This window comes from Spongiibacter marinus (assembly GCF_016906995.1).
Lineage (GTDB): Bacteria > Pseudomonadota > Gammaproteobacteria > Pseudomonadales > Spongiibacteraceae > Spongiibacter > Spongiibacter marinus.
This window is the reverse complement of sequence record NZ_JAFBBD010000001.1, coordinates 174,782-197,978: the sequence shown is the minus strand read 5'-3', so window position 1 is coordinate 197,978 and position 23,197 is coordinate 174,782. Positions and strand designations below refer to the sequence as shown.

Here is a 23,197-nt window from a genome sequence, read left to right as displayed (position 1 = left end):
CGGAGGAATCCCAGTGGAAAATCAAATTTTTGAACTTCAGTACGCAATGGACACGTTTTACTTTCTTGTCTGTGGCGCACTTGTAATGTGGATGGCTGCAGGCTTTGCCATGCTAGAAGCGGGCTTGGTTCGCAGCAAAAACACCACAGAAATCCTGACTAAAAACGTCGCGTTGTTTGCGATCAGCTGCATCATGTACTTGGTGTGCGGTTACGCGATCATGTACGGCGGTGACATCTTGTTAAGTGGCATTGGCGACTTCGACCTTGAAGGCGTGTTGGCAGACTCGGCAGAAGCCGGCTTTGACGGCGGTTCAGTGTACTCTGGCGCTTCCGACTTCTTCTTCCAGGTAGTCTTCGTTGCAACCGCAATGTCGATCGTATCCGGTGCAGTGGCTGAGCGCATGAAGCTTTGGGCATTCCTGGCCTTCGCGGTTGTGATGACGGGTGTGATCTATCCGCTGGAAGGGTCTTGGACCTGGGGTGGCAACGACGTATTCGGTTTGTATAACCTCGGCGACCTTGGCTTCTCTGACTTTGCTGGCTCGGGCATTGTACACATGGCAGGTGCCGCTGCGGCGCTGGCTGGCGTGTTGCTGCTCGGTGCTCGTAAGGGCAAATACGGTGCAAACGGTCAGGTTAACGCGATCCCTGGTGCAAACCTGCCACTGGCGACCTTGGGTACTTTCATCCTGTGGATGGGTTGGTTCGGCTTCAACGGTGGCTCAGTACTGAAACTTGGCGATGCTGCTAACGCACACTCTGTTGCCATGGTCTTTTTGAACACCAACGCGGCAGCAGCCGGTGGTGCCGTAGCAGCCCTGGCGGTAGCCCGCATCTTATTCGGCAAAGCTGACCTGACTATGCTGCTGAACGGTGCGCTTGCTGGTCTGGTAGCGATTACTGCAGAACCTTCTACACCTACTGCCTTGCAAGCGACCTTGTTCGGTGCCGCGGGTGGTGTACTGGTGGTATTCAGCATCCTGGCTCTCGATAAGCTGAAAATCGACGACCCCGTTGGTGCCATCTCTGTTCACGGTGTTGTGGGTCTTCTGGGTCTGCTGCTGGTGCCAGTTACCAACGACGGTGCGAGCTTCAGCGGTCAGCTGATCGGCGCTGCAACCATCTTTGGCTGGGTATTTGGTGCAAGCCTGGTAGTTTGGCTGGTACTGAAAATGGTCATGGGTATCCGTGTTACCGAAGAGGAAGAATACGAAGGCATGGACTTGGCAGACTGCGGTATGGAAGCATACCCCGAGTTTGTGAAGAGCTAAGTCAACGCCTCCTTTTGATCAGGGCGCCCTTGCGGCGCCCTTTTGCCGTTGTAGGGATAGGCTGCGGCAATGGCGCTACGCTTGCCAAGGGTACTGGGCCTAGGCTAAGTTAGCGCAAAGTCGACATTTGGGAGATAGTTTCGAGATGAAACTGGTAAGTGCAGTAATTAAGCCGTTTAAGCTGGATGACGTGCGTGCGGCCTTGTCTGAAATTGGTGTTCAAGGGGTTACGGTTACCGAGGTAAAAGGCTTTGGGCGCCAGAAAGGGCACACTGAGCTATACCGCGGCGCGGAATATGTTGTTGATTTTCTGCCGAAAGTGAAGCTGGAAATCGCGGTGGCAGATGACCTGCTGGAGAAGGTCATCGATACCGTTACTAAAGCGGCCAATACTGGCAAAATTGGCGACGGTAAAATCTTTGTTACCGCGCTGGAGCAGGTTATTCGTATTCGCACCGGCGAAACCGGCGAAGAAGCGATTTAACCGGCAGAGCTTTTTAGTGAATGGCGCTTCGGCGCCATTTTTTTTGCCTGAATGTTCGTCAATCAACGCATTATTATTGTTTGAGTAGATATTGCCTGAGTGACATAACGAAAAAGCCTAATAAGGCGCTTGTCAGCCCGGCTGGGGTCGCAGTATAAAGCGGTGACGACTGACTGTTCTCCAACGCGGAGGGTAAGCTGATGGGATCAAAAGTTCGAGGCGGTGATACAAAAAAAACACCTTGGCTTAGGCGTGAATGAGCCGCTGACGAGTCACGACCGAATGCGGGAACAACTCGCTAGGGACGTCGCTGAATTCCTGGCGCACGGTGGTCATATTACTGAGCTTGAGCCGCATATGCGCAGCGGGCACGCGGATGCTGATCTAGACGGCGTTTAACGCCTATTTTCAGCCTGCTCGATAAGCGTGGGCAGCTCGCGCCAATCTGTAAAGTGGCCTTGAGCCCCCGCGTGCTTTTCGCGGCCAATGCCAGGCATCAGGGCTTGAATGCTGGTTAAGCCCGCCCCCTGCGCGCCGTCAATATCATCCCGTGGGTGGTCGCCAATATGAAGCAACTCATCCTTCGCACAGCCGGCGGCAGTGAGCGCGGCGTGAAAGGCAGCAGGGTCGGGTTTGCTAATGCCGATGTCCTCCGCTTTTATGCAGGCGTGAAAATGTCGACTGCAGGGGTGCTTGCGCAGGTCCGCGTTGCCATTGGTTAAGCTGACCAAAAGGAATCGCTCGCTAAGCGTGCGTAACACCTCTTCTACATGCTGAAAGAGTTGAACATTTTGGCGAGCTGCAATGAAGTGAGTAAAGACTTCGGCAGCGATCTCGGGACTCTGCTCGCCATAGCCGCAATCGCGCAGGGCAAGTTCCAAACTGAGTCGACGCCATTCACTGATCTGGTGACGCAGTGCGGGTTGCTGCTTCAATAACGCAAGGCGATGCTCGCGCAGCGCTTCGGCGGGGTAATTTTCCGCGAGCTTTGGTGCAAGCTCCAGTGCTTTTTGCTGAAACACGCGCTCTGCGGACTCCAGCACCGGGCGGCTTGGCCAGAGTGTGTCGTCGAGATCAAAGCTAATTGCGCGAATGCGTGCCATGGCTAGTCCTTTCTGGTTTTGCGTCCCGCTCTGGGGTGAGCCTGATCATAAACCTTGGCGAGGTGCTGAAAATCCAAGTGCGTATATACCTGGGTCGTGGATAAGTTTGCGTGACCCAGTAATTCTTGTACGCCGCGCAAGTCGCTGCTGGATTCCAATAGGTGGCTGGCAAAGGAGTGCCGCAGCATGTGTGGGTGAAGGTTTTCAGGGATACCTTGCTGCCGGGCCCGAAGTTTGATGCGACCCTGAATTGCGCGGTGGCCAAGGCGCCCGCCGCGCATGCTGGTGAAGAGCGCGGTGTCTTGCGGCTGGGGGCGACAGCGCAGCCAGCGCTTAACTGCCTGGCACGCCAGCCGGCCCACAGGGAGTGTGCGGCTCTTGCGTCCTTTGCCGGTGACCGCAACTAGTCCTTCGCGCAGATCAATATCGTCGACGTCCAGGTCGGCGAGCTCAGCGAGACGCAGGCCCGATGAATAAAACAACTCCATTATGGCGCGGTCACGCAGATCAATCGGCTCACTTCCCGGAAAGGCAAGCAATTGCGCTATCGCTTCTGCATTGAGTGTTTTAGGCAGGGGGCGCCCCCGTCGCGGTGCGGCGATTCCACTGGCGGGGTTTTTCTTCGCACCGAAATCGCGTTGACGATGCTGGTAAAAACTGCGCAGTGATGACAGTTGCCGCTGGATGCTCGCCGGAGAGGCGCCACTGCTTCGTTGCTGGGCAATTAACTGGCGGATATGGGCGGCGTCGAGCGCGTCGCTGTGCGTCAGTTTGCGCTCTTGGCAATAATTGGCGAGCTTGCTCAGGTCGCGCTGGTAGGCCTCCACTGTATGGGGAGAAAGCCGTCGGACATCGCGCTGATAGTCAAGGAATTGCCGGATTTCCTGCTCAAGCATACGGTTGGCCTGTGTTCGAAGGTCTCAGCTTAGGTTGTCGCGCGCCAGTGGGCAAGGCTAGGAGCTTATCTCGGCACATGCGGGCTTTCATTTAATGGAGAATATGATAAAACGAGGTGAGACGCTGATAAATAATAAGGACAACAATGACGGATAACGCGCTGCCCAAAGTGACGGAGATGCCGCCGTGGTGGTTGAGTCTCCCAGAAGATTTTTACAGTCAGTCCGACGGTACCGAGCTCGACGGTGAGTCCCCCTTGCAAGTTTACGGAACCGCTGCGGTAGACCGTGTGCTGCGCACCGCGTTGGGGTCGGCGATCAGTGCATCGTTGTTGCCCAAACTACTGTTAAACCCCAGCGCCTTGGCAGATGAGCGCCGGTTCATGGACTTTTACGCCGGACTGGCCGCACAGCGCGATGTCACGAAGGTTTTTAAGACGCCCCCGCAGGTGGATGTAAAGGCTGTGCAAACACCGCGTTGGGCCGGATGGCGAAAGAAAGTACCCACCCTTCAGCTCAGCTTCGACAGCCCCTTTGAGCCACTGAACCCGGATATGGTGGACCGCTACCTCAGCCATCAGCGCAATCGCCGCGCGCAGGTGCAGTACTGGAGTCACCCGGAGGGGTCGCGACCGACGCTGATTTTTGTGCACGGCGTGGTAGCCAGCGACTACGAGTTCAATAGCCGTTTCTTCTCGTTGCCGTGGTTTTACGAGCGCGGCTATGACATTGCACTGTTTACTATTCCCTTTCATGGGCAGCGTGCAGGGCGTTTGTCATTGTTTAGTGGTCAGGGTTTGTTTAGTGATGGCTTTGCTCAGATGACCGAGGGCATGCTGCAATCGATCTGTGACCTGCGAGTATTGGTCGACTTCCTCGAACGGCGCGGTGCGCCGCATATCGGGATTTCCGGTTTGAGTTTGGGGGGCTACCTAAGCGCCTTGTTGGCGGCGGTTGAGCCGCGTCTGGCCTTTTGCATACCCAACTCCCCATTGGTTGCGCCGGTAGACACCATTCGAAGCTGGCAGCCGACCCACGAGATTATGGAATTGATCGAGCGGCGTTCTGGCTTTTCGGCCATGGACTTGCGTCGAGGAATGGCGATACACAGCCCCTTGAGTTATCAGCCTCTGTTAGACCCCGAAAAAGTGATGATTATTGGTGGTGCGGGTGACCGCTTTACACCGCCGCGTTTTGTGCGGCTACTGCACGGCCATTGGCCCGATAGCCATTTGCACTGGTTCCCCGGCAATCATGTTATCCACCTGGGACGCCAAGAATACCTGAAGCTAATGCTGAGCTTTATGGACAGCCACTGCCAGGGACAGACGCTACAACAACGTGCGCAGGTCTAGCTGGCGATCGGCGGGTCTTCGCCAGGTGCGGGCGGGGAGGCCTCGGGTTCAAAAGCTTCCATAATTTCGTTGTAGTGCAGCAGCGCCTCGTCGATATCCGCTTTATATTTGGCGATGTGAAAGAGCGCGTCGCCCTCGTAGATCAGCGGCAGATAAGTGCGGCCGATAACGATGCCGGCATCATTCGCGACGATCTCGACATCCCCGCTACTATCGCCGATAGGGTCAGAGATAACGGCAATAACCTCATCTTTCTTGACGAATGCGCCCAGGGGAACGAGTGCTCTCAGTACGCCGCTAACCCTGGCGCGTACCCAGTAAGACTGATCGGTCACCATCGGCGTGCGCTTTGGGCGCTTGCTGCGGGACGCGGGCAACATGCCAATCTGTCGCATCACGTTGATAATCCCCGACACACCGGCCCGAATGGCCACCTCGTCGAAGCGCAGTGCTTCCCCAGCCTCATACAGCAGAATGGGTATCTTTTGGTCATTCGCCACCTCGCGCAGCGAGCCGTCGCGGGTTTTCGCGTGCAGCATTACCGGCGCGCCGAAGGCTTCGGCCATCGCGCGGGTGCGCTCGTCTTGAAGGTCTGCGCGAATTTGCGGCAGGTTTCCGCGGTGGCGAGCGCCGGTGTGAAGGTCAATCCCGTAGTCGCAATGGGCAACCACTTCATTAAAAAAACTGTGAGCAATACGGCCCGCCAATGAGCTTTTGGGCGAGCCGGGGAAGCTCCGGTTGAGGTCTCGGCCGTCGGGCAGGTAGCGGCTGTTGTTCAGAAAACCGTGTACATTGACCACGGGGATGGTGACCAAGGTGCCGCGCAATGAGCGCAGGGAGCGATGCTGGAGCAGGCGCCGGACAATCTCTACGCCATTAATTTCATCGCCGTGAATGGCGGCGCTGACAAAGAGGGTTGGCCCCTCGCGTTTGCTGCGCACGGTTTTGATGGTGATGGAAAGCTCGGTATGGGTGTAGAGCTTGGCGACCGGCAGCGCCAGCTGTTGGCGGCTGCCGGGAATAATCTCTGTGCCGGCGATAACAATGCGTTTTGCCTGTGGGCGGCTACGCCGTCTGCTCGCTGTGGGTTTTTCAGACACTCAATAAGGCTCCGGAACAAAAGGGCGGAGTTTAGCCTCGGCCACGTGTTTTAGTTTTATTAGGGCCAGCATTTTCTTCGATAAACTTGACGATTTCACCGGCGACGTTCTTGCGGCTGGCCGTTTCAATCCCTTCCAGTCCGGGGGAGGAGTTGACCTCCATAACCAGAGGGCCACGCGAGGAGCGCAATATATCTACCCCGGCGACATTCAGGCCCATAATTTGTGCGGCCTTGACCGCTGTGGCGCGCTCCGCCGGCGTCAGCTTGGTGAGTTCGGCGCTACCCCCGCGATGAAGGTTGGAGCGAAACTCGCCGCTCGCCGCGGTGCGCTGCATGGCCGCCACCACTTTGCGGCCGATGACCAGGCAGCGTACATCAGAGCCGCCCGCTTCTTTGATGAACTCCTGGACGAGAAAATCAGCTTTGAGCTCACGAAACGCATCGATAACACTTTCGGCGGCCTTGGCGGTTTCTGCCAACACCACGCCCCGCCCTTGAGTACCCGCGAGCAGTTTGACGACGACCGGTGCACCGCCCACCAATTTAATGAGTTCCTTGGTGTTGTGCACGTCGTGGGCGAAGCTGGTTACGGGCATACCGATATTTTTGCGCGACATTAATTGTAGGGCGCGCAATTTATCTCGGGAGCGGCCCAGCGCCACCGACTCGGTCAGGCTGTAGGTGCCCATCATTTCGAACTGGCGGATAACCGCCAAACCATAGGTCGTGATAGAGGCGCCGATGCGCGGAATAATGGCGTCGAAATCTTCCAGCTTTTCGCCTTTGTACCACACCGCAGGCTCGTTAGAGCTCAGCTCCATATAGCATTTGAGTGTATCGAGCACGCGCACTTCGTGGCCCCTTTCCTTGCAGGCTTCGACCAGTCGCCGGGTGGAGTAAAGGCGGCTATTGCGTGACAGTATGGCGATTTTCATAGTCGGTACTCTCCGTGCACCTTCGGTGCGCAGTGGGTTAAGGCTGGGGCTCGCTCGCACAGTAAGAGCGACTGGGGTCGACAATATAGTTTTTCATTGCCGTGCGCCCAATGAGCATTCGAAACAGCATGTCAGAGCGGTCGGCGAGGGTCATCTCGATAGACAACCGCTGATCGCCGAGCGCAAGGGTCGTTTCAATCACGTAACGCATGCTGCGGTGACCGCCGGAGTCGGTCACCTGGCGGTAGTCTTTAATTTCGGCTTCGCAGCAAACTGTTTCCGTGTCGTCGTGTTGCTGAGGGTGTACTTTAAATTTCACCCAGGGCTTGCCGTCGCGGTCGAAGGTTTGAATGTCGAAGGCGTGGAGGGACGAACTGCGGGCGCCGGTGTCGACCTTTGCCTTCAGGTGGCTGATGCCCAGGTCGGGCAGGCCAACCCATTCTCGCCAACCAAGAACGCTTTGTGTTGTTAGAGGTGCTGCCAAGCGATAAGCCTCACGCTGTATTGACGGTATAAAGGGTTATAGCGTTGACCCTAGCATAATGCGCGGATTATGCGCGAACTCGGGGGGGAAGGAGAAGGACTATTTTCAGTAAATGCGGCCGCCGTTTCGGGCGGCCGCACAGGGTGCTACTTACGGATCATGGCGTTCAGTGTTTTGTCTGCCTTGTCACCGTAGGGTGGCAGCATGCCGCCCAGCTTTTGAAAGTTGAGATTACTCTGTTTGTAGACCGCTTTAGCGTGGCTAAATGTGCGGAAACCATCGACGCCATGGTAGTTGCCCATGCCGCTAGGGCCAATGCCGCCAAAGGGCAGGTCTTCACAACTAACATGGAAGATAACGTCGTTAATGGTCACTGCGCCGCTAATGCTGTGGTCGAGAATCCGGCGCTGCTCGGCGTCGTCTTTGCCAAAGTAGTACAACGCCAGGGGCCGGGGGCGGGCATTAATATAGTCCAGACAGTCGTCGAGCTTGCGGTAACTCTTCACGCAAAGAATGGGACCGAACAGCTCCTCTTGCATGACCTTGAGCTCGTCACTGGGATTAACAATGACGGTTAGCGGCAGTTTGTGAGTGCCCTCCTGCTGGTCGAAGTTTTCATTCGCAGGGTTGAACTCGCGAACGTCAGCACCTTGTTCGAGCGCGTCAGCCAGATAGCTCTGTAAGCGCTGGAAGTGGCGGCCATTGACCACGGACGTGTAATCCGCGTTGTCCAGCAGTGAGGGAAACAGACTGCCCAGGTGGTCCATTACCGCGCTGATAAAGTCTTCAAGCTTGGCTTCTGGCACAAACACATAATCTGGCGATAGGCAGACCTGGCCAACGTTCAGAATTTTGCCGTTCACAATACGCTCGGCGGCTTCTTGTAGCGCGTAGCTGTCGCTGATTATCACTGGCGACTTACCGCCCAGCTCCAGCGTGACCGGCGTAAGGTTGTCGGCGGCGGCGCGCATGATATGGCGAGCGATGGAGGTCGCGCCTGTGAAGATGATGTGGTCGAAGGGGGCCGCTGAGAAGCTGGCGCCCACATCGGGGCCACCGTTGATGGCAACCAGCTCATCTTCTTTAAAATATTTGGCAACCAGTTTTTCCACCAGCTCGCCGGTTTTGGGTGTGACTTCCGAGCATTTAATCATCGCGCGGTTGCCTGCGGCCAGCACGCCCGCCAGCGGTGAAAAGATCGTATTAATGGGGAAATTCCAAGTGCCGATAATGCCGACAACGCCCACGGGCTGGTATTCGACACGCGCCTTGCCACCTAACAGATTCATTGGGAAGGGGGCCTTGCGTTTTTCGTGCTTCATCCACTTTTTGAGGTGCTTTTTGCTGTGCTTTAAGCATTCGATAGTGGCATAAATGTCAGACATCAGTGACTGATGGCTGCTGCGGTGGCCAAAGTCTTCACTCAGGGTCGCGACAATTTCGTCGCGGTTGTCGAAGATCAAATCGATCGCGCGCGTCAGTCGGTCGATGCGAGTTTCGGCGCTGACGGCGCCGCCGGCAATGTAGGCATTGCGTTGCTTGTTTAGGATGCGCTGGATATTTTCTGCTGCGCTGTTGTCAACCTGACTGTTCATTGTTGTTCTCCCGCTTGATGAGTGGTGGTGACGCACGTTTATAACGGCGTCATATTATTGTCCGGGGCATTGCCGCCGGTGTGATTATGGAATGATTCAGAGAAGGAAGCCCAGTCCCATGAATTTGTTGCGAAATGTACTGCTGAGCCTGTCGGTGTGCCTGCCTTTGCCACTGTTGGCATCGGCGCTCCCCGATGATCCCCATATTGTTGTGCAGGGCTACGGTGAAGTTGAAGCGTTGCCCGATAGCGCCGAATTGCGTCTTCTGGTGTCTGACACGCAGAGCACGGCCTCTGCGGCAAAAGCCAACGTCGACCGACGCGTGGCGGCGGTACTGGCGGCCGCGCGTGCACAAGACATTGCTGATACGGCTATTCGTGCATCGCAGATCCGAGTTCACCCCGACTATGTCTGGGAGGACGGTAAGCGCAGGTTGCGGGGACAGCGGGTCGAACGCCATGTCGATATTTCGCTGGCTGACCTGAGCCGCTACGGGGATCTTGTGGATGGTTTGATGGCGGCAGGCATCACTGAATTGGGCCAGGTGCAATTTGTTGTCGCCGACCGCGACGTGTTGGCCGAGCGTGCCCTGCTTGCTGCGGTGGCTGACGCTCGCCAGCGGGCGACGGTGCTGGCCAGTAATCTGGGTCGCAAGCTGGGCAAGGTGTACCGCATTGACGCGAGCAGTGCGCCGGCGGTGCCGCGTGGCAACCCCGGTGTGATGATGATGGAGGCGAAGGCCAGTGCCGATGCGCCGATGCTGCTGGGTAAAGAAACCGTGTCGTCGCGCTTGTCGCTGGTGTTTTTGCTCGACTAGCGCGCGGCGGGCATAAAAAAAGCACCCATCATATGGGTGCCAAGCGGGGGTGCTACTATGGAGACGTTCGCTAGCGGCTGCTTGCATTGAAGCGGTCGCTGTTAAGCATGACTCCACTATAGCCATTGCCCCCATGTCACAATATTCGTAATTGTGCCTATCGCTGTAATGGCTGGCCGCAGGCGGGTATGGTTCACTCAAGGTGTCACGTCCTTGAACGTTAACAAGTGCTGCTCGGCATGACTGAAATCCCGTACAGTGCCGGCCATGCGATAGGCCTGTTCTATTTGTGGCGAGGTATAGGTATAGCAGGCGCCATACATAACCTCTCGCGAATCATTAGCCGCCTCGCCGGCCATTGCGTCCAGGTCGTATCGCCGCGCGCTGGAAACAAAGTAGGCCTTCTGTAAGGCGAAGGCGGCGCGTTGCTCCTCTCCCTGAAATGCGCGACCGGCCCAGGCCGTAAAGCCTTTGAACAAGACATTCCCTGCGAATTCGGCGGGCTCGAGAATTGTCCAATCACGGCAGCGCCAGCGGTGCACCAGCTCGTCGTTGACGCGGACTTCGGCAATACCGCCTTGCTCACCGGTTTCATCATCGATGCGCATATCGTAAACCTGTTTACCTTCACCGCGTGCTGCCTGAGCAATGGCGAGCAGGCAGAGGTCGTAGAGGTGGGTGCAATTGGCGGTTGGATTACTGTGGGCAAGCAGTACCTGGCTGTCTTGCGTGACGGGCAAACCCACCAAGCCCTGCAGTGGCGTGACGGCGCCTGGGCAGGTCGAAAAAGGAATGCGCAGTGTCTCCGCATTGATGGCGGTTACCGTGCTGCCGTCGTGGTCCAGGGTTAAGCGAAAACCGTGGTTGTGGTCTTCCAATTCGGCAATCACCTGAAACTCAGAGGCGCGCAGCTGTATTCGGCGGCGAAAGCAGCCGCTTCCGTAGTTGGGATTCTCTGGATAACTGTTGTAGGTCGACATGGTATTTCTCCAAGCTCAACCCTTGATACTACCCGCTCTGCGCGTGCAGTGATTGACCGTTCCGGTCGATTTGGGTGACGCATGAGGTCACTCGCTGACGGCGTGGCTTTTCGCGCCTATTCTCAGTATGTTGGTGACTGCGCAGAATAACGGCTGATTCTCTCCGCGCCGATGCCAGTTAGGGGGGATTGCAGCAAATCTGTTGGCCTGGCCGAGGAACGACAAGTGGATGAGTATCAACAGCTAATTAGCCTGATATCACTGACCATGGGGGTGGCATGGGCCAGTGGCTTGAATCTCTATGCGGCAATTTTGGTATTGGGCTTGGGCGGTGCCAGTGGCGGCATCGTATTGCCTGAGAATTTACAGGTCGTGCAAGACCCGGCAGTGATTATGGCTGCGGGTCTGATGTACGGGGTGGAATTCTTCGCCGATAAAATTCCCGGTGTTGATACCGGCTGGGACGCGCTGCATACGTTTATCCGTATTCCCGCCGGGGCGCTACTGGCTGCTAATTCATTGGGTGATGTGAGCCCGGCGCTGCAACTCGCTGCGGGCATTGTCGGCGGCTCGGTGACGTCGGTAACCCACGCTGCGAAAGCCAGCAGCCGTATGCTGATCAATACCTCGCCAGAGCCGGTAAGCAATTGGGCGGCCTCGATCGGCGAGGATGTCGCCGTGCTTGGTGGCCTGTGGATGGCCTTGAATCACCCGCTGGTGTTCCTGATCCTATTTGTGCTGTTCTTGTTATTGCTGATTTGGCTGCTGCCGAAATTGTGGCGTGGCATCGCGCGCATATTCCGCAAATTGGGGCAGTGGCTGGGCTTAAGCGAGGCCGCCGAGCAGGAAATTGCGCCAGATGAGGGCGAGGCGCTGGCAGACTCGCTCAAAGAGTTAGAGGGCATGCATCGCTCCGGCAGCCTTACCGATGATGAGTTCGCGCAGGCCAAGCAAAAACTATTGCGAAGCTAAGCCCTGCGCACAGGGTTGGGAGCCTCAAAGCCCGGCGGAAATGCCTCCAAACCCCAGACCGAAGCTGCCTTTTGCTCATTGTTGCCGCATAATGTCGCTGTCCTCAGCCCGATTGGGTTGGGGTCACGCACCGTCGTTCCTATTCGCGTTATTGAAAACAACAGAGAGTGCCCCATGTTCAGCCCTTTTTGTCGCCAACGTTTGCTGGCTCTCGGCCTGGTTTTGTTGGGCAGCAGCGTACCTGTTCACGCTGGTTTACTGGCCGACTTGAGCCGAGCATTAGGCTTACTGCCGGTGCTAACGGCAGTGAGCGATACAACAGGGCTGGCTCTGGACGAAACCGTGTTGGCGCTCGACGCCTCCTTGTCGGGAGACTCAGTTTCTATGGCACCGCTAGCCCCCGTTGGGTTGGGAATGTCTGAGCGCGAGCGCTCACAGCTGGCGGCGATGGATGCGCCGGCGAGCCAGGCGCTGGTGGCAGGGCCCCTTGCCGAGGGTGGTGATCAGCCAGCGCTGGGTGAGGTGGAGTACCGTGACCCCCGCTATGAAGTTGCCTATGCCCAGACCGGTCCTCTCGATTGCCGCGACGGTGATGGTGATGGCGTTTGTGACCGCGACGACCAATGCCGAAGCACACCGCCGTCACGCCGGGTAATGGCTAATGGCTGTCATTTGGAATCGGCAAGCCCGTTGCGTCTGGATGGGGTGCATTTTGCCAGTGGCCGCTGGCAGTTGAGTCCGTCCGCGAAAGCCGTGTTGAACTTGGTGGTGGATGTCCTGCGTGAAGCGCCTTCGGGGCGCATTGAAATTGCCGGTCATACCGATAGCTCGGGCAGCGAGGCCTATAATCTTCGCCTGTCTGAGCGCCGTGCGGGAGCCGTTCGCGACTACTTAATAAGCAAAGGGGTTAGCGGCGAGCGTTTGCGAGCAAGAGGGTATGGCGAAGCGCAGCCGGTAAGTTCCGCCGAGCCGGCGCGCAACCGTCGTGTTGAGCTTCGCCTAAAAGCTGAATAGTTAGTGACGCCGATAATTCCAGTCTAAGGAGAAAGAACATGGCAATTGATTTGCCACCCGTGATGCCGCCGCAGCTCGCGACGCAACAACAAGTCGAGTTTGCGACACAATACCAGGGTAGCTACGTGCAGCGGGAGATTAACGGTGTGTTGCTGCGTGTTCAGGAAGCGCCTTACCTTTCAGAGGCGCAGCTGCAGGCGATCCTGGACGGCGCAGATAGCCCCTCTGCCGCGATCACTGCACTGAGTCGCCGTTACTACAATATGGGGCACCTGTTAGTGGGGCTGAGTTATTTCCGTCTTGGCGACACCGTGACGGTAATGGTCTCCCAAAATCGTGTGAAGGGCCTTCGAGGTGCGCCCTTGCTCACCCACTTTTTCTCCGGCCTGGTCGGTGATGACAACCTGCAGCTGCACGAGTTTGACCGCGCTCGGGTGCCCGCGTCGATATACGCGGAGCGAGCGGGGCTGGAGTACAGCATTAGCTACGAGGCCCATGCCGACAACGAGGTGATTCTGGACTTCGTAGAGCGCGAGGCTGCCGATAGCGATGCCACGGATGTTGATGTGGAGCTCAATAACCGCGGTAGCCGGTTTTTGGGGCGATATTTTGCCCGTGTGGGCCTTGCCCATCGTTTTGCCACTGGCACCGAACTGAAGGCCAATGCGCAAACGGTTATTCGCGACTGGGGTGAGACCGGTGATGGCGATGATTACCAGCAAGTCGAGGTCAGCGTCGACCAGCCGTTACGCTACGGGCTCTACGGCATTGATCTATCCTATATTCGCTATGAGCGCGCCCCCGAAGTTGTCGTAACGAGCAGCGGGGGTGGGTTTTGTCTGCCGCCATTGATCAGCTGTCCTATTCAACAGCAGGTGCTGACACTGCCGCTGGATGCCGAGATTCAGCAGGCAAGTCTGCGTGGTGAGCAACTGCTGTTTAGTAACCCCCTGCGCCGTTTCAATGTCTTTGAGCGCCTCTCCTATGTGGACTCACGCATTGAGCCCCAAGCCGATGGCGATGCGCTTTTGGAGGAACGCTTCGTGTCGCTGGAGCTCGGTGCGCGCTACACCCTGCGCGAGCAGTGGTTGGGTCGCCCGGTATTCGCGCGAATGGAGTTTGCCACGGAGCTGGGGCTGAGCGATGACGATGGCAGTCTTGGCCAAGAGCCAACAGCGAAGGTTGCGATTGGCCGACGCAGCGCCGAGTATCTGATTGCCAAGCCCGCGGTGGCGATGACGCTTGCACTGAATGGCAGCACGGAGTTGCGGCTGTCGGCGCAGGGACAATGGTCCGACAATACGCAACTGCCTCAGCAGCGCCAGTGGGTGCTGGGTGGCGGCAGCAGCTTGTCAGCCTGGTTGCCGGGCACGCTTGTTGGCGATGACGGTGTGCACGCCAGTATGGCGATTCAGCGAGAGTACGCATGGCGCGATCTTACGTTAACGCCTGCGCTGTTTGTTGAGTATGGTGCCGCCAGGTTTACTGACACCGACGATGAACTCGGCGAGTGGCAAAACCTGGCCGATGCAGGCCTTGGGGTGAGCTTGGAGATGCCCTACGGTTTGAGTAGTCACTGGGTGGCGGCAGTGCCCCTGGCCGATGACGTCGACGACGAGGCGCGCCTGGATAGCAAGGAAGTCGATTTCTATTGGAGCTTGCGCTGGCAGTGGTAGGCGGCTAAGCGCACTCTTAGCGTGCCAGCAGCTGATCCAGTAATTGGCTAAGCTGTTGGCGCTGATCATCAGTCAGTGGTGCGAGCCACTGTTTTTGCAGCTCACAAAGTGTTGTCATCGCCTGTTCAGCACGGCGTATTCCCGAAGGACTGAGTTTCACTAATTGGCTGCGGCCATCATCGGGATTGGCAGGGCGCTCAATCAAGCCCGCCGTTTCCAGCCGTTTCAGCAGCTTGGTTAAACCGCCGCTGCTCATCAACAAGGCCTTGCACAGCGCTGTCGGGCTAACGCAGTGCGGCGGCGGTTGGCGGCGCAGTGCCGCGAGCACATCAAACTCTGCTGGCAATAGGTTGTGGCTGGCTAGCTGCTCGCTGCCGGCACGCAAATAGTCATCGGCGCTTCGCAGCAGTCTCAATATCGAAGGTTGGCAATCTCTGTAGGCTTGGGGCCAGTTCTCGCGTTGCTGTTCACGCAGCTCGGCAATGCCTATGCGTCGGTCGTCCATCGCGCTGTTTCCGTCGTGTGGGAACAGAATTTTATCTTGCTAGAAAGATAGTTGCCAGTTACTCTGCTCGCTTGCCTAACTGGAGCCGTTATGAACTCGCGAGCGGTGTCGCTGCCCATTACCTTTCTGCTAGCGTCGATTTTTGCCCTGTCACCTCTGGCTATCGACCTGTATTTGCCGACAATTCCGGCTATTGCCCGGGACTTTTCTGTGCCGGTGCAGCAGCTGGCGATCACCGTAAGTCTGTATATTTTGGGCCTGAGCTTTGGACAGTTTTGCGGTGGGCCCCTCAGTGACTACTGGGGCCGCCGGCCGGTGTTGTTTGGTGGTCTGGCGATCTTTTTTGTCGCCAGCTTAATTCTGGCCTTCGCTGAGAGCCTGGAGGTCTTTTGGTTTGCCCGGGTATTGCAGGCTGTCGGCGGTGGCTTTGCTTCGGTTGTGGTGCCGGCGATTATTCGCGATAACACGGAGGGGCAGGCGACTGCCAAACTGTTCGCACTGTTCGCACTGATCGCGTTGATTACGATCTTCGCGCCTGCCATCGCGCCAGCACTGGGCACCCTGCTCTATACCTTGAGCGGCTGGCGAGCCGTTTTCGTTGCCCTGGCGGCCTACGCCTCTGTGGTGCTGCTGGCAACGTGGCGCTTCCTCCACGTTACCGACGCCTCAGCATTGCAGGGGCCGGCGCAGAGTTTGTTGCAGCGCTATCGTCATGTGTTGCGCCACCGCGTGGCCATGCGCTACGTGTTGGTACAAGGCCTGACTTTCGCGGTGATGATGACCTTCCTGGTCAATTCCGCGGTGGTGTATATGGAGCACTACGGGCAGAGTGAGACCGTGTTTTCGATTCTGTTTGCGGCCAATATTGTTACCCTGGCGATCGCCAACCGGGTGAATAACTATCTGCTCAATACCTTGCCTGCGGCCAAAATACTCTATGGTGCGGTGATGCTGCAGGGGCTGGCGTGCCTCGGTTTGCTGCTTGTCACACCGTTTAACCCGCCTTTGTGGTTAGTGGTCGGGCTAATTGTGGTGAGTGTGGGTGCTCTGGGTGGGGTTATGGGCAATACCCAGGCCTGCTGTTTGCACTTTTTCCCCAAGCACAGCGGCATTGCTTCGGCGTTGCTGGGCAGTGGCCAGTATTTAATTGGCGCGCTTGTCAGCGCCCTGTCCACGCGTTTTGTCAGTGACCAGCTGTGGCCGATGACGATAACCATGGCGCTTTGCTCTGTGCTGGCGCTAATAGTCTTGCCGCGCCCCTCTCTCTACGCTCGCCAGGTGGAAGCGGATAGTTATGCAGAGGCTCACTAGGGCCTGTTAACAGGCCCTAACTGTTTTGGCATAGCTCGAGCCAGCGAATGATCCCCTCGCTGCGGTATTTTTGGCGGTGCAAAATGAAGTAGAAGTTGCGTCGCAGGTCTCGGCTCGGCGTGGGGAGAGCGATGATGCGGCCGCTATCTATGGCCGCTTCCAGTGAGACGCGTGACAGGCAGCCGATGCCCAGGCCGTTCTCGACCGCGCGTTTGATCGCTTCTGTATGTTGCAGCTCCAGGCCAATTGTCATGTTTGGTAGCAGATCGTGCATGGCGCGATCAAACGCTTGGCGTGTACCCGAACCCGGCTCGCGCAGTATCCACTGAGCCTTTACAAGGTCGTCGTCCGTCAGTGAGCTTTTCTTGGCAAGTGGGTGCAACGGGCTGCAAAACACTTGCAGTTCGTCCTCTCGCCAGGGCGTTACTTCCAAGTCGGGGTGTTGGAACTCGCCTTCAATCAGCCCCATATCCAAATTAAAGCTGAGTACCTGTTGGCCGATGGCCTCGGTGTTGGCGACATGCAGCTGCACGCTGGCGCTGGGGTGGCGTTGAATGAACTCCGCCATGATGTCTACGGCAAGGTAATTACCAATGGTCAGCGTAGCGCCAATTTTAATTTCACCAATGCAGTCATGTTGTTTAAAGGCGTGTTCTAAGGCCTGTGCCTGGTCGAGTAAAGATTCTGCTTGCGGCCTGAGGGCGCGGCCTAACTCGTTGATTTGCAGTCGTTTACCGACGCGGTCAAACAATTGAATAGAAAACTGTTTCTCCAGGTCTTTTAGTGCGCTGGACGCGGCGGACTGGGACATTGATAGCTGTTGGGCGGCGCGAGTGATGTTCTCGGTATGGGCGGCCGCGAGAAAGACTTCTAGCTGGCGAAGTGTGTAATGCATATCAATTGATCCGATTATTTAAATTCAAATAAGTTGTTTTACCGATATGTTAGCCGCGACGTAAAGTAACTGCAAATTCAATGGCAGCAGCCAAGTAGCACAGTATCAGCGAGGTGAGCAATGAAGACGATAAGTTCTGAGCGAGTAACGAGCGTGCACCATTGGAATGATACGCTGTTCAGTTTTAAAACCAGCCGTGACCCCTCATTCAGATATAAAAACGGTCACTTCACAATGATTGGTTTACCGCAGGCCGGACGCCCGCTGATGCGTGCCTACAGCCTGGTGAGTGCTAACTACGAAGACGAGCTGGAGTTTTTCAGTATTAAGGTTCCCGATGGGCCGCTGACGTCGCAATTGCAAAAAATACGCGTGGGCGACGAGGTGCTGGTGAGCCGTAAACCGACCGGAACATTGGTAGCAGACAATCTGTTGCCCGGGCGCAACTTGTACCTGCTCTCTACGGGAACCGGTTTGGCGCCCTTCATGAGCCTAATTAAAGACCCGGAGCTCTACGAGCAGTACGATAAGGTGATTTTAACCCACGGGGTTCGTTACCAGAGCGAGCTGGCTTACCAAAAGCTGATTTGTGAAGAGCTGCCCGGCAACGAGTACTTTGGCGACCTGGTGCGCGAAAAGCTGTTGTATTACCCAACGGTAACCCGAGAGGCGTATCGCAACAATGGCCGCTTAACAGACTTAATACGCTGCGGAAAACTCATGTCCGATGTGGGTTTGCCGGCCCTGAATCCCGAACATGATCGCTTCATGTTGTGCGGCAGCCCGGCCATGCTAAAGGAGAGTACGCAGTTGCTCGACAGCCTGGGGTTTCGCGAAACACGCGCGGGCGACTACGGGCACTACGTGATTGAACGGGCATTTGTTGAACACTGAGGCTGGGAGAGGCGTGGTCGCGGGATAAAAAAGTTGCCTCTGGCTGCTTTTTTATCCCGATATTGATGGCGAATGTGGAGTCGCGGCGCGGCTCTTGTTAAGTTACGGCTTTCTGTTTCTCGTAAGATAGCCGCATATGTTAAAGAAAATTCTTTTGGCACTCTTGGTGCTCGTCGGAGCGGCTGCCGCCGTATTTGTCTTTACTAAAAAGCCTGAACCTCTGGCGGCTGATTCGGCATCGGCGCAGTGGTTGCAAGCCGGCCCCCAAGAAGTGACATTTTTTGATGTCACGCTTGTAGACGACACGCGGCCTATGCAGGCGAACGGCGATTTTTCCGGTAGCGATGAGCGCGAGCTGAAAACGCGTATATGGCTGCCAGAGGTGCTGCATGGTCGCGCACCGCTGGTGATATATAGCCACGGCTTTATGTCGGACCGAACCGGCGGCCGTTATTTGGCCGAGCATTTGGCCAGCCACGGTTATATTGTGGCGGCAATGGACTACCCGCTTACCAATTTTAATGCCCCTGGCGGCCCATTGGTAAAAGACGTGGTGAATCAGCCTGGTGATATCAGCTTCCTGATTGACCAATTCCTAAGCTGGAATGCCGAGCAGGGCAACCAGTTTTACCAGCATATTGACGACTCGCGTATTGCCGCGATTGGATTGTCGCTGGGCGGTATGACATCGACAATGGTCGCCTTTCATCCGCGTTTGCACGACCCCCGTGTCAGTGCGGCGGTGTCGATTGCCGGCCCCAGCTACATGTTTGGCCCTGCTTTTTTCCAGAGCCGACCACTGCCTTTTATGATGGTAGCCTCGCCCATAGACCCGATGATCAGCTATCAGGATAATGCCGCCGATATTCCTCAGAGGGTGCCCGGTGCGACACTGGTTACCATTGATGGCGCCTCGCACACCGGCTTTGCCAGCTTGGCTCGTGCCCTGCGATGGATGGACAACCCGGACAGCTTGGGCTGCCGACAAGTCAATCAAGGCTTAGAAAAGACCGAAGACGATGATTGGAGTCACGAATTAGGCAGCCTGGAAGAGGGCTTAATTTTTGCTGAGCAGCCCAAGCTGTGTACGCAGATGCCGCTGCCGACGGCGATGAACCCGATTCGTCAGCACTGGCTAAATACCCTGGCGATTTATGCATTCTTAGAATCACATTTCGCTTTAGGCCAGCAGCAGCGTGTGGCTGCTAAGCGTTTTCTTGGTGAGCAACTGCCGGCCGAGCAAACAGATGTCAGCGTACAGCTGCCATAACTCATTTTTGGGGCCTTTCATGAAAAAGGATATTTAATGACTCGTCCCCCTCGCTTTTTTTGCCGCGCGCGAGCCTTGCTCGCCGTATGTTTCTGCGGGCTAACCTCTGCGGTGTTGGCGCAATCGTTAGTTCGTCCGCCGCTGGAATTTTTACCTGATGTGGATGCCGAGCCGGAGGCGGTATCGTCACTGTTGCGGGCCGAGCAAATGCAGCTGGCTAAGATGGATAGCTATCCCCGCGGTGGGCCCGATGCGATTGCCGGCGTGGGTGATTGGTGGCTGAGTAACGGTGTACTTTGCGCGGCGATAAGTGATGTAGAACACGATGCGGGCATCGTTAGCGGTGGTGGCAGCTTGGTCGATCTTGGCTACTGTGACCGGGACGATGACCAGTGGAGCTACGCCAATTTCCTGACGGGTTTGAGCAAAGACACCGCGATTCCCGTGCAGCGCATTCACGCCGAAATTCGTGATGGCGGTGCCGAAATCGTTACCCTAGGCCAGCGCGATGGCTTGCGTCAGATTGTTCGCTACCGTCTTGAGGAAGACAGTCAAACGCTGAACGTGCAGGTAGAGATAAGCCGCTACGCCGAGGGGCCGGCACTGCGTTTGAGCGGTTTGTTTACCCTCTACTCGCAGCGGGCACTGTCGCCCTTTAGCTATTCGAGCTATGCGCCAGAGGCGACACTGGGCTTTGCACAAAAGCAGATAGATCGCCACGACACCGCTTCGTTGATCAATGGTCTCATGCCCGCAGACTGGAATATTCTGGTTGGCAGTGACGCCTATGAGGCCGGGGTCAGTTATGGCGTCCAGCTTGAGTCTGCTGAGCTGATTACTGCCAGTGGCACGCGACGCTCGCTGCCTACGTTCCTGGCGGTGTTTCCCGATTACAGCATGCACGGCTGGATGACGCGCCCGTTGTGGATGCAAAGTGAGCGCCTGAACTGGTTGTCGATGTTGCAGAATCGATTTATGGATATCGACAAAAAGGAGCGCTTGCTCGCCAATTTTAATGTGGTGGTAGGCAAGCGCAGCGACGTGGCATCGGTCACCGACCAGATCTATCGGGGTCCCGAGCTGCGCGGCTATAGCAGCCACCAAGCGGTGTCCTTTTCGGTGTGGGACCGGCATGAAAGAGCCGTAACGCAGGTGCGCCCTAATGCCGATGGTAGTTTTCGCGTGCGCCTGCCCGATCGTGCCCAGCGCGTCAGGGTTAGCGCAGTGACCCCCTGGGGGCAGCGCAAAGCGAGAGAGCTTTCGGTGGTGGATAGCCGCAATGACTCGGGACGTTGGGTGTTTACCCAAAATGGTGAACTCAGTTTGCCTCGCAATGTTGCCATGAGTTTGTATTTTTTCGGCGTGGATGGCACGGCCGACCCCGAGTTTGGCGACGACTTACTGGCGTTTTCTGAAGGGGGGATTGCCCTGCGCAATGAAGACCAGGGGAATCGCATTGACCTTGCCGGCGTTCCCTCTGACCCCGAGCATATTTCTCTGCCCGAGGGGCACTACCGCGTGCTGGTGGGGCGCGGAATTGAATATGACATCGAAGAATACCTGCTGACCGTTGTCGCCGGGCAGCGCAGTGAATTGCCTATTCGGCCGCCCCAGCGGGCGTGGTATAGCGAAGACTGGCGAAGCGCTGACTTACACGTTCACAGTGGCGCCAGCTTTGATTCCGTGCTGCCCCTGCAAGAGCGTCTGCGCAGCTTTGCCGCGCAGGGCGCCGAACTTCTGGTCGCTTCAGAGCACAATCGCATTGTCGATGGTCGCAATGCGGTGGCGGCGATGGGCTTGAACGGGGTGCTGCAGCTTGTAGTAGGCAGTGAGTTCACGGGTATGGCGCACACCGCCGAGGCGCCGTTCACAATCGGCCACAGTAATGCATTTCCCCTGCAGGCGCGGCCGGAGCAATACGCTGGGGGCATTCCCAAAATTGAAGGTAGGGCGCTGCGCGAATTGATTGCCGATGTTAAGCGTCGTGACCCAGGCGCACTGTTTCAGCTAAACCATCCACGGGCTGTCGCTCCGCTAGACACTGACTTGGCGTTTTTCGAGCACCTTTCTGTCGGGAAAGAGTATGACCCTGCGCTGCCCTTGAATAGTGAGAACAATAACAGCCTGCTGAAGGTGGACCCGGCCAGCGGTGCCCGCGATATTGATTTTGACTTGTTGGAAGTGCTCAACGGCAGTGAGTTTGCGGTGTATGAGGCAGTGCGTGACGACTGGTTCTCGCTGCTGAACCAGGGCGCCCGACGCGGTGCGACGGGAAATAGCGACTCCCATGGTCGTCGTCAGCACGCTGCGATCCCAAGAAATTATATTTATCTGCCGGAGTCCGGCGGCTTGCCCATCAGCGAGGCAGCGCTGGTGGAGGCGCTGTCAGAGGGGCGCAGCTTTATGACGACCGGCCCGTTCATGGCGCTCACTCTGCGAGAGGGTGACCAACAAGCGGGTATTGGCGATACCTTTGCGGGGCGTAGGGCAGAGCTGCATGTGCAGCTGCGCTCGGCGCCCTGGGTCGAGCTGGAGCAGATGACAATCTGGGTAAACGGTCGCATATATCGTCAGCTGCCATGCCGGGCTAACGACCACAAAGTAATCGAGCTGGTGGTCGAGGAGGATGCCTGGGTAGTGGTTGAGGTAAGCGGGCCTGCGGGCGACCGTTACCGCCAGCTTTACCCCGGTTTGCATCCGCTGGCACTGAGTAACCCCATTTACTTTGATGCCAATCGAGATGGAAAGTGGCGCGCACCGCTGAACTAGGACTACTATTTAATTGTCATAAGCCACAGTAATAATACTGGATGTGAATAGTGGCCCTTTTTTATTGGAAAGCTTGTGCCATTATCGAGTCAGAGTCTGTAGCAAAAACAGACATACCAAAGTGTTAGGGGGAAATATGATCCGTATTCAGAAGTCCATGCGCCTCGTTGCATGTATCACCGTCGCGCTATTTGTCACTGCGTGTAGCATCGACCCGTACACAGGGGAAGAAAAGGCCAGTAATACCGCTAAGGGTGCCGGCTGGGGTGCACTAGGGGGTGCGGTACTGGGTGCGGCAGTATCCAGTAAGAAAGACCGTAAAAAAGGTGCGTTGATCGGCGCTGCAGCCGGCGCTGCTGCGGGTGGTGGCTACGGTTATTACATGGACCGCCAGGAAGCCAAACTTCGTGCTCGCCTGGAAGGCACTGGCGTTGGCGTGCAGCGTGTGGGCGATACCATCAAATTGATTATGCCGGGCAATATCACCTTTGATACCGGTAGTTCCGTCATCATGAGTGGCTTCACCAGCGTATTGGACAGCGTCGCGTTAGTCGCTAAAGAGTTTGATAAAACGCTGATGCAAGTGAATGGTTACACAGATTCGACCGGTAGTTTTCAGACTAACCAGACACTGTCAGAACAGCGTGCAGGCAGCGTCGCGCGTTACTTTATGAACCAAGGTGTTGCGTCGAGCCGTATTCGCGCAACAGGTTATGGTCCTCGCGACCCAATTGCGGACAACAGCACAGCCTCCGGGCGTGCTCAAAACCGCCGTGTAGAGATTGAACTGCTGCCCATGCAGCAATAGGTCACTACTCTTCTGCTTGGGGCGCCGCTCGGCGTCCCTTCTCTTTTCAAGGCAAATTC

At 56.7% G+C, this 23,197-nt stretch carries 22 protein-coding genes; 13 read left to right on the top strand and 9 right to left on the bottom strand.

Annotated features, from left to right (window positions below):
- Window positions 1–13 precede the first annotated feature (13 nt).
- The 3 genes from HNR64_RS00930 to HNR64_RS17515 all read left to right on the top strand — a co-directional run bounded on the left by HNR64_RS00930 (window position 14) and on the right by HNR64_RS17515 (window position 2,156).
- Window positions 14–1,273 (top strand): ammonium transporter, encoded by a 1,260-nt coding sequence (locus HNR64_RS00930; RefSeq protein ID WP_204994756.1) that lies wholly within the window; start codon window positions 14–16, stop codon window positions 1,271–1,273.
- Between the two features lie 145 nt (window positions 1,274–1,418).
- A complete protein-coding gene (glnK, locus tag HNR64_RS00925) occupies window positions 1,419–1,757 on the top strand; it encodes a P-II family nitrogen regulator (protein ID WP_027873226.1) in 339 nt (112 codons plus the stop codon).
- Window positions 1,758–1,979: 222 nt separating this feature from the next.
- Window positions 1,980–2,156 (top strand): hypothetical protein, encoded by a 177-nt coding sequence (locus HNR64_RS17515; RefSeq protein ID WP_420853742.1) that lies wholly within the window; start codon window positions 1,980–1,982, stop codon window positions 2,154–2,156.
- Here HNR64_RS17515 and HNR64_RS00920 read toward each other — a convergent pair.
- On the bottom strand, window positions 2,153–2,860 hold the full coding sequence (locus HNR64_RS00920) for an HAD family hydrolase (RefSeq protein ID WP_204994755.1): 708 nt from the start codon (window positions 2,858–2,860) through the stop codon (window positions 2,153–2,155). The genes HNR64_RS17515 and HNR64_RS00920 overlap by 4 nt on opposite strands.
- Window positions 2,861–2,862: 2 nt before the next feature.
- Window positions 2,863–3,756 (bottom strand): tyrosine recombinase XerC, encoded by an 894-nt coding sequence (gene xerC, locus HNR64_RS00915; RefSeq protein ID WP_204994754.1) that lies wholly within the window; start codon window positions 3,754–3,756, stop codon window positions 2,863–2,865.
- Between the two features lie 146 nt (window positions 3,757–3,902).
- Here xerC and HNR64_RS00910 point away from each other — a divergent pair, with 146 nt between their 5' ends.
- The gene (locus tag HNR64_RS00910) at window positions 3,903–5,111 is read left to right on the top strand and encodes an alpha/beta hydrolase family protein (RefSeq protein WP_204994753.1); all 1,209 of its coding nucleotides are present in this window, start codon (window positions 3,903–3,905) and stop codon (window positions 5,109–5,111) included.
- On the opposite strand, the gene HNR64_RS00905 is transcribed toward HNR64_RS00910, so the two are convergent.
- From HNR64_RS00905 to HNR64_RS00890, 4 genes are all read right to left on the bottom strand, one after another.
- Window positions 5,108–6,211, bottom strand: coding sequence for a succinylglutamate desuccinylase/aspartoacylase family protein (locus HNR64_RS00905; protein WP_204994752.1), 1,104 nt, complete (start codon window positions 6,209–6,211; stop codon window positions 5,108–5,110). The genes HNR64_RS00910 and HNR64_RS00905 overlap by 4 nt on opposite strands.
- A 31-nt stretch (window positions 6,212–6,242) precedes the next feature.
- On the bottom strand, window positions 6,243–7,148 hold the full coding sequence (gene rimK, locus HNR64_RS00900) for a 30S ribosomal protein S6--L-glutamate ligase (RefSeq protein WP_204994751.1): 906 nt from the start codon (window positions 7,146–7,148) through the stop codon (window positions 6,243–6,245).
- Between the two features lie 37 nt (window positions 7,149–7,185).
- A complete protein-coding gene (locus tag HNR64_RS00895; protein WP_204994750.1) occupies window positions 7,186–7,632 on the bottom strand; it encodes an ATP-dependent zinc protease family protein in 447 nt (148 codons plus the stop codon).
- A 146-nt stretch (window positions 7,633–7,778) separates the two neighbouring features.
- Window positions 7,779–9,227: a coniferyl aldehyde dehydrogenase gene (locus tag HNR64_RS00890; protein ID WP_204994749.1), complete on the bottom strand. Its 1,449-nt coding sequence runs from the start codon at window positions 9,225–9,227 to the stop codon at window positions 7,779–7,781.
- Between the two features lie 118 nt (window positions 9,228–9,345).
- On the opposite strand from HNR64_RS00890, the gene HNR64_RS00885 reads away from it, so the two are divergent.
- A complete protein-coding gene (locus tag HNR64_RS00885; protein ID WP_204994748.1) occupies window positions 9,346–10,044 on the top strand; it encodes an SIMPL domain-containing protein in 699 nt (232 codons plus the stop codon).
- 197 nt (window positions 10,045–10,241) lie between these two features.
- Here HNR64_RS00885 and HNR64_RS00880 read toward each other — a convergent pair whose 3' ends face one another.
- Window positions 10,242–11,024: a DUF2889 domain-containing protein gene (locus tag HNR64_RS00880; RefSeq protein WP_204994747.1), complete on the bottom strand. Its 783-nt coding sequence runs from the start codon at window positions 11,022–11,024 to the stop codon at window positions 10,242–10,244.
- A gap of 225 nt (window positions 11,025–11,249) precedes the next feature.
- Between HNR64_RS00880 and HNR64_RS00875 the strand changes: the two genes are divergently transcribed.
- The 3 genes from HNR64_RS00875 to HNR64_RS00865 all read left to right on the top strand — a co-directional run bounded on the left by HNR64_RS00875 (window position 11,250) and on the right by HNR64_RS00865 (window position 14,686).
- Window positions 11,250–11,996, top strand: coding sequence for a DUF4126 family protein (locus HNR64_RS00875; RefSeq protein WP_204994746.1), 747 nt, complete (start codon window positions 11,250–11,252; stop codon window positions 11,994–11,996).
- Window positions 11,997–12,170: 174 nt separating this feature from the next.
- Window positions 12,171–13,010 carry an OmpA family protein gene (locus HNR64_RS00870; RefSeq protein ID WP_204994745.1) on the top strand — a complete coding sequence of 280 codons (840 nt, stop codon included), beginning with the start codon at window positions 12,171–12,173 and terminating at the stop codon, window positions 13,008–13,010.
- Between the two features lie 38 nt (window positions 13,011–13,048).
- A complete protein-coding gene (locus HNR64_RS00865; RefSeq protein ID WP_204994744.1) occupies window positions 13,049–14,686 on the top strand; it encodes a ShlB/FhaC/HecB family protein in 1,638 nt (545 codons plus the stop codon).
- Window positions 14,687–14,702: 16 nt separating this feature from the next.
- On the opposite strand, the gene HNR64_RS00860 is transcribed toward HNR64_RS00865, so the two are convergent.
- The gene (locus HNR64_RS00860; protein WP_204994743.1) at window positions 14,703–15,191 is read right to left on the bottom strand and encodes a MarR family winged helix-turn-helix transcriptional regulator; all 489 of its coding nucleotides are present in this window, start codon (window positions 15,189–15,191) and stop codon (window positions 14,703–14,705) included.
- Between the two features lie 90 nt (window positions 15,192–15,281).
- Here HNR64_RS00860 and HNR64_RS00855 point away from each other — a divergent pair, with 90 nt between their 5' ends.
- The gene (locus HNR64_RS00855) at window positions 15,282–16,502 is read left to right on the top strand and encodes a multidrug effflux MFS transporter (RefSeq protein ID WP_204994742.1); all 1,221 of its coding nucleotides are present in this window, start codon (window positions 15,282–15,284) and stop codon (window positions 16,500–16,502) included.
- A 16-nt stretch (window positions 16,503–16,518) separates the two neighbouring features.
- Here HNR64_RS00855 and HNR64_RS00850 read toward each other — a convergent pair whose 3' ends face one another.
- A complete protein-coding gene (locus HNR64_RS00850) occupies window positions 16,519–17,397 on the bottom strand; it encodes a LysR family transcriptional regulator (RefSeq protein WP_204994741.1) in 879 nt (292 codons plus the stop codon).
- A 120-nt stretch (window positions 17,398–17,517) separates the two neighbouring features.
- Between HNR64_RS00850 and HNR64_RS00845 the strand changes: the two genes are divergently transcribed.
- The 4 genes from HNR64_RS00845 (at window position 17,518) to HNR64_RS00830 (ending at window position 23,138) form a co-directional block, all read left to right on the top strand.
- Window positions 17,518–18,291 (top strand): ferredoxin--NADP reductase, encoded by a 774-nt coding sequence (locus tag HNR64_RS00845; protein WP_204994740.1) that lies wholly within the window; start codon window positions 17,518–17,520, stop codon window positions 18,289–18,291.
- Between the two features lie 136 nt (window positions 18,292–18,427).
- Window positions 18,428–19,561: an alpha/beta hydrolase family protein gene (locus HNR64_RS00840; RefSeq protein ID WP_204994739.1), complete on the top strand. Its 1,134-nt coding sequence runs from the start codon at window positions 18,428–18,430 to the stop codon at window positions 19,559–19,561.
- Window positions 19,562–19,597: 36 nt separating this feature from the next.
- Window positions 19,598–22,330 (top strand): CehA/McbA family metallohydrolase, encoded by a 2,733-nt coding sequence (locus HNR64_RS00835; RefSeq protein WP_204994738.1) that lies wholly within the window; start codon window positions 19,598–19,600, stop codon window positions 22,328–22,330.
- A gap of 157 nt (window positions 22,331–22,487) precedes the next feature.
- Entirely contained in the window at window positions 22,488–23,138 is a 651-nt protein-coding gene (locus tag HNR64_RS00830; protein WP_204995019.1) for a YiaD family glycine zipper/OmpA-like lipoprotein, read from the top strand.
- The last annotated feature ends 59 nt before the right edge of the window (window positions 23,139–23,197 follow it).

What these genes read in the sequence shown, in the direction of transcription:
- glnK (WP_027873226.1), top strand. Translation starts at nt 1,419, where the DNA reads ATGAAACTGGTAAGTGCAGTAATTAAGCCGTTTAAGCTGGATGACGTG.
- HNR64_RS00920 (WP_204994755.1), bottom strand. Translation starts at nt 2,860, where the DNA reads ATGGCACGCATTCGCGCAATTAGCTTTGATCTCGACGACACACTCTGG.
- xerC (WP_204994754.1), bottom strand. Translation starts at nt 3,756, where the DNA reads ATGCTTGAGCAGGAAATCCGGCAATTCCTTGACTATCAGCGCGATGTC.
- HNR64_RS00910 (WP_204994753.1), top strand. Translation starts at nt 3,903, where the DNA reads ATGACGGATAACGCGCTGCCCAAAGTGACGGAGATGCCGCCGTGGTGG.
- rimK (WP_204994751.1), bottom strand. Translation starts at nt 7,148, where the DNA reads ATGAAAATCGCCATACTGTCACGCAATAGCCGCCTTTACTCCACCCGG.
- HNR64_RS00890 (WP_204994749.1), bottom strand. Translation starts at nt 9,227, where the DNA reads ATGAACAGTCAGGTTGACAACAGCGCAGCAGAAAATATCCAGCGCATC.
- HNR64_RS00885 (WP_204994748.1), top strand. Translation starts at nt 9,346, where the DNA reads ATGAATTTGTTGCGAAATGTACTGCTGAGCCTGTCGGTGTGCCTGCCT.
- HNR64_RS00880 (WP_204994747.1), bottom strand. Translation starts at nt 11,024, where the DNA reads ATGTCGACCTACAACAGTTATCCAGAGAATCCCAACTACGGAAGCGGC.
- HNR64_RS00870 (WP_204994745.1), top strand. Translation starts at nt 12,171, where the DNA reads ATGTTCAGCCCTTTTTGTCGCCAACGTTTGCTGGCTCTCGGCCTGGTT.
- HNR64_RS00865 (WP_204994744.1), top strand. Translation starts at nt 13,049, where the DNA reads ATGGCAATTGATTTGCCACCCGTGATGCCGCCGCAGCTCGCGACGCAA.
- HNR64_RS00860 (WP_204994743.1), bottom strand. Translation starts at nt 15,191, where the DNA reads ATGGACGACCGACGCATAGGCATTGCCGAGCTGCGTGAACAGCAACGC.
- HNR64_RS00855 (WP_204994742.1), top strand. Translation starts at nt 15,282, where the DNA reads ATGAACTCGCGAGCGGTGTCGCTGCCCATTACCTTTCTGCTAGCGTCG.
- HNR64_RS00850 (WP_204994741.1), bottom strand. Translation starts at nt 17,397, where the DNA reads ATGCATTACACACTTCGCCAGCTAGAAGTCTTTCTCGCGGCCGCCCAT.
- HNR64_RS00845 (WP_204994740.1), top strand. Translation starts at nt 17,518, where the DNA reads ATGAAGACGATAAGTTCTGAGCGAGTAACGAGCGTGCACCATTGGAAT.
- HNR64_RS00840 (WP_204994739.1), top strand. Translation starts at nt 18,428, where the DNA reads ATGTTAAAGAAAATTCTTTTGGCACTCTTGGTGCTCGTCGGAGCGGCT.
- HNR64_RS00835 (WP_204994738.1), top strand. Translation starts at nt 19,598, where the DNA reads ATGACTCGTCCCCCTCGCTTTTTTTGCCGCGCGCGAGCCTTGCTCGCC.
- HNR64_RS00830 (WP_204995019.1), top strand. Translation starts at nt 22,488, where the DNA reads ATGCGCCTCGTTGCATGTATCACCGTCGCGCTATTTGTCACTGCGTGT.